The sequence below is a fragment of the Hungatella sp. L36 genome, from assembly GCF_014288035.1.
In genome coordinates this window covers 537,405-552,926 of the sequence record NZ_JACOPC010000001.1, presented here as the reverse complement: position 1 = coordinate 552,926, position 15,522 = coordinate 537,405, and the positions used below count along the sequence as shown (strand labels likewise).

Annotated in this window: 11 protein-coding genes; 3 read left to right on the top strand and 8 right to left on the bottom strand. The window is 48.8% G+C overall.

Going from position 1 to position 15,522, the window contains the following annotated elements; all coding sequences use genetic code 11:
• Positions 1-122 precede the first annotated feature (122 nt).
• The 7 genes from H8S80_RS02295 to H8S80_RS02265 all read right to left on the bottom strand — a co-directional run bounded on the left by H8S80_RS02295 (position 123) and on the right by H8S80_RS02265 (position 8,718).
• Positions 123-1,049: a DUF7916 family protein gene (locus H8S80_RS02295; RefSeq protein WP_181987845.1), complete on the bottom strand. Its 927-nt coding sequence runs from the start codon at positions 1,047-1,049 to the stop codon at positions 123-125.
• Positions 1,046-1,381, bottom strand: a complete 336-nt coding sequence (locus H8S80_RS02290) for a hypothetical protein (RefSeq protein ID WP_002600501.1) — start codon at positions 1,379-1,381, stop codon at positions 1,046-1,048. Before H8S80_RS02290 ends, H8S80_RS02295 begins: the two co-directional genes overlap by 4 nt.
• A gap of 194 nt (positions 1,382-1,575) precedes the next feature.
• The gene (locus H8S80_RS02285; protein WP_117630131.1) at positions 1,576-3,699 is read right to left on the bottom strand and encodes a glycoside hydrolase family 88/105 protein; all 2,124 of its coding nucleotides are present in this window, start codon (positions 3,697-3,699) and stop codon (positions 1,576-1,578) included.
• A 21-nt stretch (positions 3,700-3,720) separates the two neighbouring features.
• The gene (locus H8S80_RS02280) at positions 3,721-5,457 is read right to left on the bottom strand and encodes a glycoside hydrolase family 2 protein (RefSeq protein ID WP_117630130.1); all 1,737 of its coding nucleotides are present in this window, start codon (positions 5,455-5,457) and stop codon (positions 3,721-3,723) included.
• 61 nt (positions 5,458-5,518) lie between these two features.
• Positions 5,519-6,391 (bottom strand): carbohydrate ABC transporter permease, encoded by an 873-nt coding sequence (locus H8S80_RS02275; protein WP_002600504.1) that lies wholly within the window; start codon positions 6,389-6,391, stop codon positions 5,519-5,521.
• Positions 6,391-7,302, bottom strand: a complete 912-nt coding sequence (locus H8S80_RS02270; RefSeq protein WP_002600505.1) for a carbohydrate ABC transporter permease — start codon at positions 7,300-7,302, stop codon at positions 6,391-6,393. Before H8S80_RS02270 ends, H8S80_RS02275 begins: the two co-directional genes overlap by 1 nt.
• Positions 7,303-7,347: 45 nt before the next feature.
• A complete protein-coding gene (locus tag H8S80_RS02265) occupies positions 7,348-8,718 on the bottom strand; it encodes an ABC transporter substrate-binding protein (protein ID WP_117630490.1) in 1,371 nt (456 codons plus the stop codon).
• 210 nt (positions 8,719-8,928) lie between these two features.
• Here H8S80_RS02265 and H8S80_RS02260 point away from each other — a divergent pair, with 210 nt between their 5' ends.
• Both H8S80_RS02260 and H8S80_RS02255 read left to right on the top strand, forming a co-directional pair.
• Entirely contained in the window at positions 8,929-10,707 is a 1,779-nt protein-coding gene (locus H8S80_RS02260; protein ID WP_029465977.1) for a sensor histidine kinase, read from the top strand.
• Between the two features lie 13 nt (positions 10,708-10,720).
• Complete coding sequence (locus tag H8S80_RS02255) at positions 10,721-11,737, top strand: response regulator (RefSeq protein WP_117630128.1); 1,017 nt, start codon at positions 10,721-10,723, stop codon at positions 11,735-11,737.
• Positions 11,738-11,852: 115 nt separating this feature from the next.
• Here H8S80_RS02255 and H8S80_RS02250 read toward each other — a convergent pair whose 3' ends face one another.
• Entirely contained in the window at positions 11,853-14,435 is a 2,583-nt protein-coding gene (locus H8S80_RS02250; protein WP_117630127.1) for a glycoside hydrolase family 3 protein, read from the bottom strand.
• Between the two features lie 176 nt (positions 14,436-14,611).
• Between H8S80_RS02250 and H8S80_RS02245 the strand changes: the two genes are divergently transcribed.
• The gene (locus H8S80_RS02245; protein WP_117630126.1) at positions 14,612-15,487 is read left to right on the top strand and encodes an AraC family transcriptional regulator; all 876 of its coding nucleotides are present in this window, start codon (positions 14,612-14,614) and stop codon (positions 15,485-15,487) included.
• Positions 15,488-15,522 lie beyond the last annotated feature (35 nt).

Here is a 15,522-nt window from a genome sequence, read left to right as displayed (position 1 = left end):
TTCGATCCGCCGGATCAGCCAAAATAAGCTTCCTTCTGGCCAAAACGGCAAAGATTCTGTACCATTATAGCACAGAATCTCTGTTGTGGCTACTTCATATTATACTGTATACGATACCGTTTCTAACGCCGGATGGAAGCCGCCATCCGGTGGTACGTATGGCGCACTCCGCGGATCACCTTTCCATATTCCAGGATATTTTCAGGCAGTGCCATGCCGCCGTATCCGGCGTCTCCCAGGTGATGCATATCCGTTCCCGTCATCTTGCACATCAGCGCAATCTCCCGGATGGTAGCCGGATCTGAGCCCTCCTGGGAGGTTCCTATCGCCGTCAGCGTCAGAACCCCCAGCTCATGAGCAAAGGAGACCAGCCCCCGGATATACTCCATGGTAATTCCCGGGACCGTCCCCGGAGCCGGCATAAGAATTACATCGGCTCCCGCTTCGCGAAACAGCTTCACATCCTCCCGCGTGATGATCTTCTCTCCCGCCTCAGAGAGAATTCCCGCCGCGTGCATCTTTCCGGCCACCAGGACAATGCTGTCACCGAATTCCTTCCGGTAGACCGCCAGCGTCTCCTCGATGGCCCGGTTGGTGACACCGACACCCGGATTCCCTGTCAGAACGATGAAATCGACACCCATATCGACCGCCTTCCTCGCATTTTCCAGCGTTCCCAGACGGCCACCCGTGATTCCCCACATGGAGTCCGCCTCCACCGAGCTTTCCACGCCCTGTTCCTTTGGCTCCAGGTTGATGCCCACAGGACGCCCGGTCAGCTCCTTCACCTTCCGGATCAGATTCCCTTTGTCAACAGGCGGAAGACCGTTGATTACAGGGTTATCCACATCAAAGATATTTAACAGAATCACATCGGCGCCCATGGCCGCAGCCAGCTCCGCATTGCTCACATCTCCCAGCATGGGCTGCAAATTTCCGATGGTCTCACAGACCAGCACCCGGCCCTCGCTGGAGGCAATGGATTCCACCAGTTCTTTTCCGTTCATTTTCTCAAAATCCGATGCATTGCAATTTAAAAAACGTTTCACTGCTTTTTCTCCTTTCCCGTTGGAAATGATTGGTTCCCGTGTTTCACCTTATATTTCCCGCTGCTGAAATTCCTTCCGTGAAACAGAAGCGTAACAAACACGATACCGAGACAGACCATCTGATATCTCATCTCCAGATGAAGCGCCCCCAGCGCCAGACAAGCGGCCGCATCCACGAGAAACAGCGCCCCTTCCACCCTGGAAAGACGTTTCATATCGTAGTCCTTCTGTTTAAATGTCGTTCCGTTAAAGATCAGCATGTCTTTCCCCAGAAACAGGAAAACTGCCTCCCCCAGACATATCATACCCGTAAACAGAAAAATAAAATCCATATATCCCCGCCCCCTTTATATTTAATACTTGATACTATTATAAAGGAAGAATCCCCATAATACAATTATTTTGCATAGCCTGTTTCATATACTGCAACAGCCAGCAACTATTCCTAAAACGAAAAAGAGTCCGGCAAGCCGGACTCTCGCGCCGGAGCGCAGCCGCTTCAGCAGTCATACTTCATTCATTCTCTTTATTCCATACGAACTGCCTGGTCCAGCTCAATTCCCGCCAATAATACAATCCCAATACCATGGGTATCATTCAGCGTCCATCCAAGCGTATCCCGGTAATAATCGCCGGAGAAGGAGTAGAAGGAGCCGCGGCAGATTCCATATACATTGCCAAAACGGTCCAGAGCTGTCTGTTTTAAGCCTTCCCACGCCTTCATGGCCGATGCCAGGAGTTTTTTGCCTAAAGCGTCTTCGATCCAGCCAAATCTGACCGCCCGGCTGAAGCCGTATATAAACATGGCGGTACAGGAAGCCTCCTCATAGGATTCCGGGAGCGTCAGCACCTGATGCCACAATCCTCTGCTTCCCTGCAAGGCCACGTATCCCTCACAAAGGCTTGTAAAGAATTCCAGGATACTGCCTCTGTCTTTATGGTCCTGAGGCAGATATTCCAACAGCTCCGATATGGAAAACAGCGCCCATCCATTGCCTCTTCCCCACGGTACCTGTGTGGCCGCTTCCACATGAAAATCGTATACATGGCTCATGATCTTATACTCCGGCATATACAGATATTTTTTAAACATCAGTACCTGATTCGCCGCGTCATCCAGGTACTTTGCGTCTCCGGTCATTTTTGCGTACCGGCATAAAAACGGAATACTCATATAGAGATCATCGGCCCACATGGTCGTATGGCCCTCTCCCAGGCGGCAGAAGGCCCCATCTTCCCTTCGGGACTGTCCGCTATGGATATAGCTGCCGATCCGGTCGGCCGTCATTTTGACATTCCCGTCCATTTTGTCTTTGTAAAATTCCAGCATGGCAGAGCCGAAGGAGCCACAGGTATCCAGCGAGTCCAGAACCACAAGCTGGTTATTGATCTCCGGGTAACCATACGTCTTTGCATCCCACAGACTGTATTCATGCATGGCAGCACACTCATGGATATGTTTTCTTACATATTCCGTAATGTCCGGCCTGTCTAATACCCGGGCGGCCTGGGTCAGGCCGTAGAGCGTTACACCTAAAGGATAATTCCAGCGGCCAAAACAGGGATTCTCGAGATAGGGGCGAACCACCGTATGTTCAGCTGCTTTCCAGTAGCATTTCTCAGAATCACCGAACAAGCCGTAAAAGCCCGGAAGCTTCCAGTCAGGCTTTGCATCAAACAGTCCCAGGTAAAGGCAGGGCCCCTTCACTCCATCTGCCCCAGGATTCATGAGCTTCAGCTTTGTACGGTCTTCATACTCTGCTGAAAACCTGACAGTCCAGCTGCTCTCCTCCGGACAGCGGGAACAGGCCAGCAGATCGTGGTTTCCCGCAGTTACTGTAATGTCACCGGACTCGATCCGTCTTCCATCCAAATAAAATTCAGCGCCAAAACAGGTAAAGGCAGCCGTCTGTTTTCCCGGCAGATTCTGTCGGATTTTACTCCATATACAGGCCCACTTTCCTGGCCGGCGGCCAAAGACAGCCTCCAGATCCCCGGGAGATTCCATTGTCTCACGCGTCTGAGCAGGATACCAGCAAAGCCCTGTATCCGCCTCGTTTCCATTTAGATCAATGTCCGGGACATTGACTCTTGGGCCGTCAAACGGCTGGCTGTATACCAATCCGCCCTGTCCTTCTCTTTCTGCAAAAGGCGTCAGAAACGGAATCCAGTTCCAGACTGACAGCTCCGGTTCTAAATGGCAGCCGAAACCGGAGGTTCGTTTACAGCAGCGAAGCATCAGCGAATTCCAGCCGGCACCGCAGGGCAATACAACGGAGGTCACCTTCTGCTCATTATTTTCTTCATAAGGAGTGGATTCCCACAGCAGGCTGCCATTAAAATACACATCTGCCTGACTGTAACACCGTATCAGGAGTGTTCTGTTTTCGGAACCACTGCTGTAAAACTTAGCGGCAATTAATGCATACTGACCCATCAAAGCCTCCGGCAGCTTAGCATTCAAATCCAGATTATAGCTTCCGTCTGCATCAGGAAGAAAGGAATCATCACGAAACGCCCGGAATCGGAAAGAGCCGGCCGGGTTCTGTCCTATGTACCTCCCCGCAACGGTACTCAAAATATCATGAAGCGGCGCATTGCCAGATTTCATACTGATATTGCTGTCAAAATACGTATTAAATGTCTCCATCGCTTTCCCTCTCTCCGAATACTAATAGATTCTCTTTGCAAAAACATCGTGAAGGCGCTCTATGGATACCTTCGGTTTTCTGTCCTCCGTTAAAAGCCCGTTTACCTCCTGCATGACATCCGTCAGCTGGGTATAGCAGAAGCCGTTGAAATGGCCGCTGCGGATTAAGAATTCCGTAATCGGCTCCAGGATTCCAAGAAACTGTTCCTCATCCTTTACTCTTCCGTAATACCCCCAGGAACCTTCCGCTCCGTCTCCTTCAAAAGCAATGCCTCCGTACTCGGTTAAGATAACCGGCTGTCCCTGATAGCTGTTTCCTTCTGCAAACAAGCGGCGGGACTCGCAATACGTCTTTAATACGTTCTCCATATCATCATACTTTTTCTCCGTTTGCGGGAAAAGAGCGTAATCGTGAAGGGCACAGATATCCGTGTCACTTACCTGCTCCCAGCCATCATTGGCGCTTACGAGGCGGACCGGGTCCATGGCTTTTAACAGGTACGTCAGCATACGGCAGTAATTCTGCTGCTGTAAATTCCCTCTTATGGACCGGACTCCCCAGCTCTCATTGACCGGGACCCAGGTCACGATACAGGGATGGTTATAGTCACGTTTAACAAATTCCATCAATTCCCTGGAAGAGGCTTCCATCGCATTGTCATTGAATTCGTAGGCGCTCGGCAGCTCGCCCCATACCAGAAGCCCCATCTTATCCGCCCAGTAATAGTATCTGGGATCTTCGATCTTCTGATGTTTTCTGGCGCCGTTAAAGCCCATCGCCTTTGTCAGACGGATATCCTCCTGGATGGCCTCGTCACTTGGCGGCGTCAGTATGGATTCCGGCCAGTAGCCCTGATCCAGTACCAGACGCTGGTAATAAGGGCTGCCGTTTAAGCTGATGATTCCATTTTCCCATTCAATGCTTCGCATTCCGAAGTACGCTGCCACCTCGTCGGCACACCCACCTTTACCGGTTATTTTCACAATTAAGGTAATCAGATTCGGCTCTTCCGGCGTCCAGAGCAGCTCTCCCCGCCTTATATCATAGTCCGGGAATGCCAGGCTTAACTTGCCGTAGCCATGACGGCAGGGAATCGTCTGCCTGCATAGAAATACGTTCCCATTCTCCAGATAAGCCGTAACCTCTGCTTCCACCTCTTCATCACAGGAGACAAACACTTCACAGAGAGCCGTCAAATCGCTTAACTGCGGTGTTGCCTTCACTCTCTTTAAATAGCATGCTCCTGCGTACTCCAGCCAGACACTCTGCCAGATACCGGTAACAGGGGTATACCAGCAGCCGAATTTCTCGCCGGTCCATGTCTGTTTTCCTCTCGGCTTGTCACTGTTTGTATCATCCACGGCCTTTACCGTTACTTCATTGCTTCCTTCTTTTACAAGTTCTGTAATGTCAAGTTCAAAAGAAGTATAACCGCCTGTATGGCCGCCTGCATAGACACCGTTAATCCATACGGAGGCCTCGGAATCCACTGCGCCAAATTTCAGCAGAAGACGTTTTCCTGTTAGCCTTTCAGCTTCCACAAGGAATTCACGGCGGTACCATACCACATCATGGTCCTCCGTCTCTCCAATGGTGCTCATGGTGGACTGATAGTAGAATGGAACTGTAATACTCCGGTCGAACACCGGCTGATCGAAGGAAAACTGCCAGGTCCCATTTAAAGGACTCCACTCATTTCTCACAAAATCCGGACGCGGAAATTCCGGGCGCAAAACTGCATTCATCTCTGTACCCACGTTTTTATCTCCTCTTTGCATACTTAATTTTCGTTGCTTTTCACTCCGCAGAGCATACGCGCTATCCCTTTAAGCCCTCCGTGCTGATACCATTTACCAGATATTTCTGAAAGAATACAAATATAAGGAAAATCGGGATAATAGACAGCGTAGCCATGGCGAACATGGCGCCCCAGTCAGTAATTGAGGTCGGGTCTGCAAACATTTTAAGAGCCATCGTTACCGGATACATGCTCGGCTTGTTTAAATACAGAAGTGATCCCATGAAATCATCCCATTTCCACATGAAGGAGAAGATAGCGCAGGTCACAAGAGCCGGCACGATTAACGGTATGATAATGCGGATAAAGATATCCAGGTAGCCGCATCCGTCAATTTTAGCAGCCTCATCGAGATCCTTTGGAATTCCATATATAAACTGAATAATCAGAAATATAAAGAAAGATCCGCCAAAAAAGCTCGGTACGATCAGGGGCAGGAATGTGCCTACCCAGCCCAATTTGTTGAAAATAATATACTGCGGAATCATAATAACCTGGAATGGAAGCATCATGGTAACAAGCATGCAGATAAACCAGAAATTACGTCCCTTAAACTTCAGTCTTGCAAATCCAAATGCAATAAATGCCGAGGAAAAGACAGCGCCGATGGTTCCCACTGCAGCGATAAAGAAGGAATTTTTAAAAAATGTGGCAAAGCTGATCTTTGCAAATCCGCGCCAGCCGTTTGCATAATTTTCAAAATGGAATTCCTTTGGAATCAGGCTGCTTGCACTGCTGAATATCTCATTGTTTTCTTTCAAGGAGCTCATAACCATCCACAGCAGCGGATATATCATCGTAAGTCCGCCTAAAATAACCAGAATTGTGGTTATCACCTGTCCGGCGCTGACTTTTTCCTGTGTTCTTACGGAACTGTTATGTTTCATGCGCATCACCCTTCCTTCGATTCATTATAAACCCACCTGGTTGACGACTGAAAGATCAGAGCTGTCAGGATACCAATTACCACGAGCATAAACCAGGCCATGGCGCTGGCGTATCCCATCTCATGAAACTCGAAGGCCCTCTGATACTGGTAAACACAGTAAAAACGGGTTGAATCCCTGGGGCCGCCGCCAGTAATCACGAAGCTCTGTGTAAAGGCCATAAACGCATTAATCGTCTGCTGCACCAGATTAAAGAAGAGAACCGGCGTCAGCATGGGAAGCGTAATGCTTATAAACTGTCTGAACCTGGAGCCGCCGTCTACGGTAGCTGCCTCATAAAGACTGGCCGGAATCTGTTTTAAGCCCGCAAGAAAGATCAGCATGGAAGAACCGAACTGCCATACGGCGAGGATAATCAGGGTCCAGATGGCTGTATCCTTTCTTCCCAGCCACGCAATATCGCCCGGCAGCCCCACCAGAGCCATAAGAGCATTTATGACACCGTCGCTGGCAAACAGTCTTCTCCATAAAACGGCTACGGCGATACTTCCGCCCATGATGGAAGGCAGGTAGTAGACCCCTCTCATAAAGCCTGTAAAACGAGTATTTTTTAAGAACAGCATGGCAACAGCCAGTGCCATAATCAGCTTTAGAGGAACCGATACTGCTGCGTAGAAGAATGTGACTCCGAAGGTTTTCCAAACCTTCGGGTCAGCCGTAAACATTCTTATGTAATTTTGGAGTCCAATAAATTTCGGACTTCCCAAAACATCGTATTCTGTAAAAGAAAGATATAAAGAAATCAGAATGGGAATCGCGGAGAATGCCAGAAAACCGATAATAAATGGCATAATAAACAGATATCCCGCAACTGCTTCTCTTCTTACTGCGGAGTTCATCCGCTTTTCATTTTTCATCACTGCGCCACCTCCTGGCCGCCAGCCCCTTTGCAAGAGTCTGAATTATTCTGCCGTACCTTTTTGAAGAAGCTCTGCTGCCTGCTCATAGAAGCTATGAGCCGCTTCTTCCGGAGTAATCTCCTGGTAACGAACTGCATCTGCCAGATCGCTGATCATTTTGCCGATTTCCGCCGATGCAGGAGGGAACGGAGGATCGATTTCCGCAGCTACTTTTGCAACCTCCGCCACATAAGCATTGATTCTTCCGGTGCACTCATCTACCACTCCATTAACAGCTTCTGTCACAACACTGGAGATCGGCACGCCTCTCTCTCCCTTTAAGGCTTCTGTGTTAGCCTCTACAGAGTTTGTCAGGAAGTTGATGACATCTGCCGCAATTTCCGGATTTTCAGAGTCTTTCGTCACACTATAAAACTGAGACGGCTTAATGAAGATCGGCTGAGAAACTGCATCTGCTTCTGTCGGGTACATATAAATATCGTACTGTACATCATCTTCGCACTGGGCAATGGTATTGACAATCATGTTGGAGTTGGTCAGCTGGCACCACTCTTTTCCTGCTGCAAAGTTGCTTAACTGATTGGTAGATGATTCTGCCATGACCTCCGGGGAAACATGGAAGCCCTCATCAAGCGTCTCCTTCAGTCTGGTGTAATAACGAAGGGCTACCGTATCATCCGGCATTCCGAGTGCTGTTCCGTCTTTCGTAAACATAGTCTGTCCAAGGGCTCTTGCCATAAACAGCATGGACTGTTCATCGTTGCTTGGAATCGCGATCTGCTGGCCGGTTTTTTCATAAATCGTTTTTGCAGCTGCAAAGAACTCTTCATAGGTTGGCTGTTTGGGAAGTGTTACACCAGCTTCTTCCATTACTGCGGTATTAACTAACAGCGCTTTTGCATTGGTTCCTGCTACAATGGCGTAGGTACCTCCATCGATCTCACCACTCTTCATAATACTGTCTGGTACGTTAGTGGTATCAATCACACCACTTTCAATATATTGATTCAAGTCTACTAACTGCCCTTTTTCCTGATACTGGCTTAAGAATGCATAATCCATTTGAATAATATCCGGAAGATTTCCTCCTGCCGCCTGTGTCGCCAGTTTATCCCAGTAGCCATTCCAGTCAGAGAACTCCACTTCAAATTTTACTTCCGGATGCTCTGCTTCATACATCTCAAGAGCCTTAACGGTCCCGTCATTTCTGGTCTGATTTCCCCACCAGCATACACGGATTACGGTCTGTCCCTCCGCTGCTGCCCCTTTCGTTGTTTCAGCATTTCCTGCTGTCGTCCCTTCTGCGGTTCCTGCTGCCGTTTTTTCCGAATCCTTAGAACCACACCCTGCCAACATGCCCGCTGCAAGGACCCCTGTCATAGCAAGTGCTGCTACACGCTTCCAAACTTTCATAATCGTCAACCTCTCTTCTTCATGATTTTGATTTTCGCTGCTGGTAAAATCATATCACGCTTTTTCGTACATTTTAATCAAATTTCTTTACCTGTTTTGTTCAATTTCATTACCTTTTACACAAACAGCCTGTACTTTCGGCCAAAATCATGCTATATTACAAACCAAACACAGGATATAATCCGGCATTTTACACAGGGGATACTGCTTATGAAGCTTCCGCATTTTACCTATTCGTTTAACGATCTAAAACTAAAACACAGACTGATTCTTATCATTATTGTTGTGGCCGCTACCATTACCGGTTTTACTTTATTTGGGTTCAACTATGTAATCCACCAGTATAACAAACTTCTGTATGGCCAGACTGCCAACTCGCTTTCCTTCGTCTCTGACGAATTAATGTATCAGCTGGAAAGCATTGAGACGGTCTCCTCCTATATCGCTTACGGTTCCGCCTTTCAGGAAAACCTGGCCGTCTGCAGCACCTCCAAATCGTCGCCGCTTCCTGCACAAAAGGCAAGAAACGAAATTATTGCTATCTTTAACCAGTATTATACGTCTGACATGGTTCATCTAACTACCCTTACGCCTAATGGAAAGAAAATCTGGTGGGGGAAAACAAGCTATTCTGAATCGGAGGAAGCCACACAACGTCTGATGGAGGCATGTGACAATGCCAACGGGCGCCTGGTCTGGCGTCCTTCCGAAAAAGGTGCCCGCCTTCTCTGCGCCCGCAAAATACTGAAGGTAAAAAATTTAAGTTTAAAACCCATGGGATATTTAATCATTGAAATTGACTTGCAGGATACGGTACAGGACATCTTAAAGTCCCGCTATTCCAACGGTCAGCATTTTGATTTGTTCATCAGCAGCGGCGAACAGCTGATCTATCCGGCCGACAATGAAAGCTATCTCCGTCATTACCAGAAGCTTTTCTCTGATACCCAGCCCTACGCCATTAAAAATATTGACGGCAGGCGCATGTTTATAACCTTTGCAAAACTGCCGGTTGAAAACGGAACGTGGCGGATCTCCCTGGCTGTTCCCTATGATAATATTTTCCATTCTATTAACCGGTTGATTCCTGTGTTCGTGTTTTCTCTGATTCTGTCGATTTCTATTGCTACATTTCTGGCCGGACGCATTGTAAAAAATATTTCCTATCAGTTCAATATGCTGGTGGAAAAAATGGAACGGATTAAAAAAGAGGGAATTATGAAACCGCAGGCTGCATTGACGCCATCCACCAACAGTCAGGACGAAATGACCATTTTAAATGCATCCTTTGATCAGATGGTTGTAGAGTTAAAAAAGCTGATTGAGGACAGCTATGTAAATGAGCTTCTCATTACCCAGGCAAAGCTTAAGGCACTGGAGCAGCAGGTAAATCCGCATTTCCTCTACAACACCTTAAACAGTATTAACTGGCTGGCTAAGAGAGCTGGGTCAAAGGATATATCCACCATTGCCCAGTCCCTGGGAAGTATGCTTCAGAGCACATTGAATAACCAGGAAAATATGATTTCCATTGAAAAAGAGCTGGAAATCGTATCCTGCTACGTTAAGATCCAGCAGATCCGGTTTGACGACCTGGTAGTAGAAATGAACATTGATCCGTCCGCACTGGAATCAGAGCTTCCAAAGATGACCATCCAGCCTCTGGTGGAGAATGCCATACTCCATTCCCAGGAGGAACCGCAGGATGAATACGTGATCCGTCTGTCCGTTACGGAGGAAAACAACACGCTCATAAAGGTACAGGTGGAAAACAGCGGTTCCTTCATCGATACCCGGATTCTGGAGCATCTAAAGGATCAGACGGTGAAACCGAAAGGAAATGGAATCGGCCTCCTGAATATCGATTCCCGCCTCCGCATCCTATTCGGAGACGATTACCACTTAAATTTTGATAACAGAAATAATATGGCCATTGTGTCATTTTCAATTCCCAGGAAGGCAGAAGCCTCCTCTTCTGACCTATCGTGAAAGGAGTATTACTATGCATAAATTACTAATTGCAGACGACGAAAAACTTATCCGTGAAGCCATTGTGGAATTAATCGACTGGGAGGCCCTGGATATCCAGATTACCGCAAGCTGTAAAAATGGCATGGAAACCCTGGATGCAATCATGGATACGGCACCAGACATCGTAATGACCGACATCCGCATGCCCGGTTTGGACGGACTGGACTTAATCGAGAAGCTCCAAAGCCTGGATTCTCATATTCAATTCATCATTCTCACCGGATACCCGGAATTCGACTACGCACGCCGCGCAATAAAATACGGTGTTCGTGAATACTTATTAAAGCCTATCAGTGAGGAGGCGATTATAGATGCTGTAAACCACGTAAAAAAGTCTCTCCCGGTCTACAGTAATCCCGGTATTGCCGATCTGGTATCCCGTCTTTTAGTCTGCCGCCAGGAAGGGAATACAGAACAGGCCCGGCTGCTGTTAGATCACTTTTTTACTCATTTTGCCAAACCGGCAGAGCTGCGTCCTGTCGGCCTCAATCTGCTAATGGAGCTTCATACCCAATTCCTGCCGCCTTCCGCCGAAGACCTGTCTCATTTTACGGAACAGATCCTGAGCGAACAGAATGTGATGAATTTGAGAGACATTATCAGCAGACAGATTATAAGCCTTCTGTTTACCGACAGCAAACAGAAATCAGCTTTTGCGAAAACGTCTCTTGCCGATACAGTGAAGGCTTATGTGTCCGCTCACTTAGACGATGAAAACCTTTCATTAAAATACATTGCTGAAAACCTGCTGTACATCAATGTCAGCTATCTGAGCCGAACCTTTACGAAGCAGTCCGGTGAGAAATTTTCCAATTACATAAACCGAAGCCGCATCGAGAAAGCCCAGAGACTTCTGCGCCAGAGCGGCGCCGATCACATTCACGTCATCGCGGAAGCTGTGGGATTCGGCAGCAATCCCCAGTATTTCAGCCAGGTATTTAAAAAATATACAGGCTCTACGCCGTCACAATTTGCAGAGAATAAATAGGCTGCTCCCGCCGTACTTTACCTGACGCCGCGCAAAAGCCCCGAAACCTTTTGCGGTCCGGGGCTCTATCATATCATGTTCCTGTATTATGTTCCTGTTTCGTACTCCTGTTATATTAATCCACCGTCATATATGTCCCCAGCCCATCAAACTGGCTGCCATAGCTGACTGCCTCCTCATACTGGTTAGACTGCAGAGCCAGACTCACGGTATTGCAGATGCATCTCTGCAGTGCTCCAGGCTCCAGAGTTCCCTCTTTCAGCTCCTGACGGATATTGTCATGGTCTGCTTTCACGCCCGGCATTACCATATCATTGCCTGCCCGCATACAGCCCGCGGCCGTGCATACGCCTGCGGTGGAGGCTGTTGTGGTGGTCCAGTCTGTCATGATTGCGCCTGCAAAGCCCCACTCGTCTCTGGCTGCCTTTGTGCAGATATCGTAGGAATTTGCCGCATGGACGCCGTTGATCTGGTTGTAGGACGTCATAATCGACATGGGCTGCGAATTCTTCACTGCGATTTCAAATCCCTTTAAATAGATCTCGCGCAGCGCTCTCTCGGAAAGGACAGAATCAGACCCCATACGGTTATCCTCCTGATTGTTGCAGGCAAAATGCTTGATCGTAGTTCCGCATCCCGGAATTTTCTGGACACCGAGAGTGATTGCGGACGCCATCATACCGGACAGAAGCGGATCCTCGGAATAGTATTCGAAGTTCCGGCCGCAGAGCGGATTCCGGTGAATATTCATGCCAGGCGCCAGCCACAGCGTCACGTTAAACAGTTCCATCTCACGGCCGATCATCTCACCGACTTCCTTCAGAAGACTGACATCCCATGTCTGTGCCAGAAGCGTACCGACCGGGATTGCGGTACAGTACTGATAGTAGGTTGTGCCTTCCACTTCCTCCGGATCGGCAAAGAAGCCGCCCTCAAAGGCCTGGAGGAACCCGCCTTTTTTGATCATACCGTCCACTACCTGATACGTCTTATGGAGCCTTAAACCGGCAGGTCCGTCTGCCAGTACCATGCTGGCCACATTCCATGGGGAATCTATTGCAGCGGAGGATGTCTCAGCCGCAGCTCCCGGCACCGTAAGTCCTGCGGAGCCAAGGGCGCTTTCCTGGCCTTTTCCAGGATCGCCTGTGGCAAGTGCAATCAGCTGTTCCTCGGATAAGGTGCTCACGATCTCTCCGGCTTTTCCTTCCGTCACGCCTAAGTGTTCCGGATACACGGCGGTTTCTGTCACGATCTGGTCCGCACAGACCGATATGCCAGGAAGCTTTAAGGATTCCGCCAGACTCTTCCACGCTTCCTCTTTTGCCTTCGTCTTACCGGCATCCGGCACCAGTTCCGTTAAGTCTTCTTTTCTCTCACAGATCGTTTCACACTGCACCATCACGACGTCCGCGTCGAGACAGATCGTAGCGGATAAACTGGAGGCTTCCAGGGAATTCCCCACCCAGATGCCGTATGTACCCGATTCCAGGATCCATGCCGCCTTATCTTCATGATAGGAGGCCAGCTGATACAGCGGGAAGGTAATCGTTAAATCCTGGGTCTCGTCAGGAGATAAAAGCGCGGTCTTTCCGAATCCGGCCAGACGGCGGAACTCTTTTGGCATATCATTCTGCGGACAGGATACGTAGACTTCCACAACCTCCTTTCCGGCATACGTATGTCCGATATTCTTCACGGAAGCCGTAACGGAGATTTTCGGCTGGTCTGTGTCCAAACCGGAAGCGCTGATTCCGGTTCCCACAACGGAAAATTCCGTATAGGACAATCCGAAGCCGAAACCGTAGCGAACCGGTACATCGAAGGTATCGAAATAACGGTATCCGACGAAAATCCCCTCTTCGTACTTCTCTGTCTCTATGTTGCCGTTCTTATGGCTGAAGGTCTGGGCGTTGGGGTAATCTGCGTAGGTATAAGCCCAGGAATCCGTCATTTTTCCGCTTGGATTTACGGCGCCGGAAAGGATATCCGCAAACGCCGAACCGCCTTCCTGACCGGCCTGCATGAACTGCACGATGGATTTTATATTTGCAAACGCCTCAGTAAAGGCCAGGTCAATCAGACCTCCCGTATTGATAACGAGAACTACGTTGTCATAGGAAGCAGAAACCTGTGCCAGAAGCGCTTTTTCTTCTTCTGTGATGAAGTAATCGCCTTCCGTATCGTGACGATCCGCATTTTCCCCTGCAATACGGCTGAGCACAAATACCGCCGTGTCGGCTCCATCCGCCTTTGCAGCTTCCTCGTCCAGCGTATTGCCGCAGGGAACGACAAACGGTGTGGTGGAGTACGCCTGGAAAAAGTTGCCGTCATACTGTTTCAGTTTATCCAGGACCGCCTCTTTCCAGGCCTGTCTTGCATCCGCGTAAATGGTCTCATAAGAGGAGAGCCATGCATCGCTGGTCACTTCATAGCCTGCGGCCTTTAACCCCTGATAAATGGAAACACAGTCCCGCTCATTGACATCGCCGGAGCCGGTGCCCCCTTTTATGGTCTTTACTGCCCCTGCTCCGTAAAGCCCGATTTTTCCCTTTGCAGCAAGCGGCAGCAGATGACCGTCATTTTTTAAAAGTACAAATCCTTCGGAAGCCGCTCTGCGGGCGATCTCCCTGTTTTCCTGCTCTCTTTTCGTTACCGCGTCTGATGTGGAACCGGTAAATGTCCTGTTTTTTAACTTCATATCTGACCTCCAAATGGTATCTGTCTGTTTTTCTCTATTATGCACGATTGCCTCGACGGCCGCTAGATACTTTTTTAACCTTTTATAGGTTGATATTGATATAATCGCAAACTTTTAGTAGAATAAAAGCAGATATTCCTGTCACTATTGATATACAACAGAGAAAGGAACGCAGGATGGATCACATCATTCACGAAGAAGTTTCCGAGAACATCAATCTGCCGGCAAAGCTGGAGCTCGTCCATTGTATGCCCATGACCATACCGGCTCACTGGCACGAATACTTAGAGATCCTGTGCCTGATCGACGGCCGCCTGACGGCAGTCATCCAGGCCGAAACGTATCAGCCGGAGCCGGGAAGCCTGCTGGTCATCAATTCCAACGAGCTTCATATGACACAGACCGCAGGCCTTACCACCTATGTGCTGCTTCAGATTTCGGCGGAGCAGATGAGGCGCTTTTTCCCAAACTTTGAGGCGCTCCATTTCCAGACACTGATCACGAAAGGAATCCAAAGCCCGGATCAAAAGGAGATGTTCTTCCATTTGGAAGCCATGGTGAGCGAATACGAAAAACAGGCGGACGGCTATCAGCTTCTGGTAACCGCCCACCTCTATGAGTTTCTCTATTATCTCTACCGCTGCTGTTCCCACTGGAACGAATCGGGAGGCGACGACAATTCCAGCCGGGATATGAAGCGGATTGCCGGAATTATGGACTACGTCCGCCGGAATTTCCGCAGGCCGCTGACGCTTAACGATGCCGCCGCTTCCCAGGGCCTAAGCCGGGAGTATTTCTGCCGCCTGTTTAAGAAATATACGGGCCAGACATTTCTGGCATACGTAAATTCTGTGCGCACCATGAATTTTTACGAAGAGCTCCTGAAATCGGATGAAAGCATTACGCAGCTGATGGTACAGAACGGCCTTACGAATTACAAGGTCTTCATGCGGGTTTTTAAGGAAATGTATGGGACAACTCCGCAGAAGATACGGAAATCTGCTGCAAAATCCGCAGCAAAAAATGCCGCAGAATCACTTTTTACTCCGTGATTTGCGGCATTTTATATTTACTGATTCATGATGTA

What these genes read in the sequence shown, in the direction of transcription:
- H8S80_RS02260 (WP_029465977.1), top strand. Translation starts at nt 8,929, where the DNA reads ATGAAGCTTCCGCATTTTACCTATTCGTTTAACGATCTAAAACTAAAA.
- H8S80_RS02255 (WP_117630128.1), top strand. Translation starts at nt 10,721, where the DNA reads ATGCATAAATTACTAATTGCAGACGACGAAAAACTTATCCGTGAAGCC.
- H8S80_RS02275 (WP_002600504.1), bottom strand. Translation starts at nt 6,391, where the DNA reads ATGCGCATGAAACATAACAGTTCCGTAAGAACACAGGAAAAAGTCAGC.
- H8S80_RS02250 (WP_117630127.1), bottom strand. Translation starts at nt 14,435, where the DNA reads ATGAAGTTAAAAAACAGGACATTTACCGGTTCCACATCAGACGCGGTA.
- H8S80_RS02285 (WP_117630131.1), bottom strand. Translation starts at nt 3,699, where the DNA reads ATGGAGACATTTAATACGTATTTTGACAGCAATATCAGTATGAAATCT.
- H8S80_RS02290 (WP_002600501.1), bottom strand. Translation starts at nt 1,381, where the DNA reads ATGGATTTTATTTTTCTGTTTACGGGTATGATATGTCTGGGGGAGGCA.
- H8S80_RS02265 (WP_117630490.1), bottom strand. Translation starts at nt 8,718, where the DNA reads ATGAAAGTTTGGAAGCGTGTAGCAGCACTTGCTATGACAGGGGTCCTT.
- H8S80_RS02270 (WP_002600505.1), bottom strand. Translation starts at nt 7,302, where the DNA reads ATGAAAAATGAAAAGCGGATGAACTCCGCAGTAAGAAGAGAAGCAGTT.
- H8S80_RS02245 (WP_117630126.1), top strand. Translation starts at nt 14,612, where the DNA reads ATGGATCACATCATTCACGAAGAAGTTTCCGAGAACATCAATCTGCCG.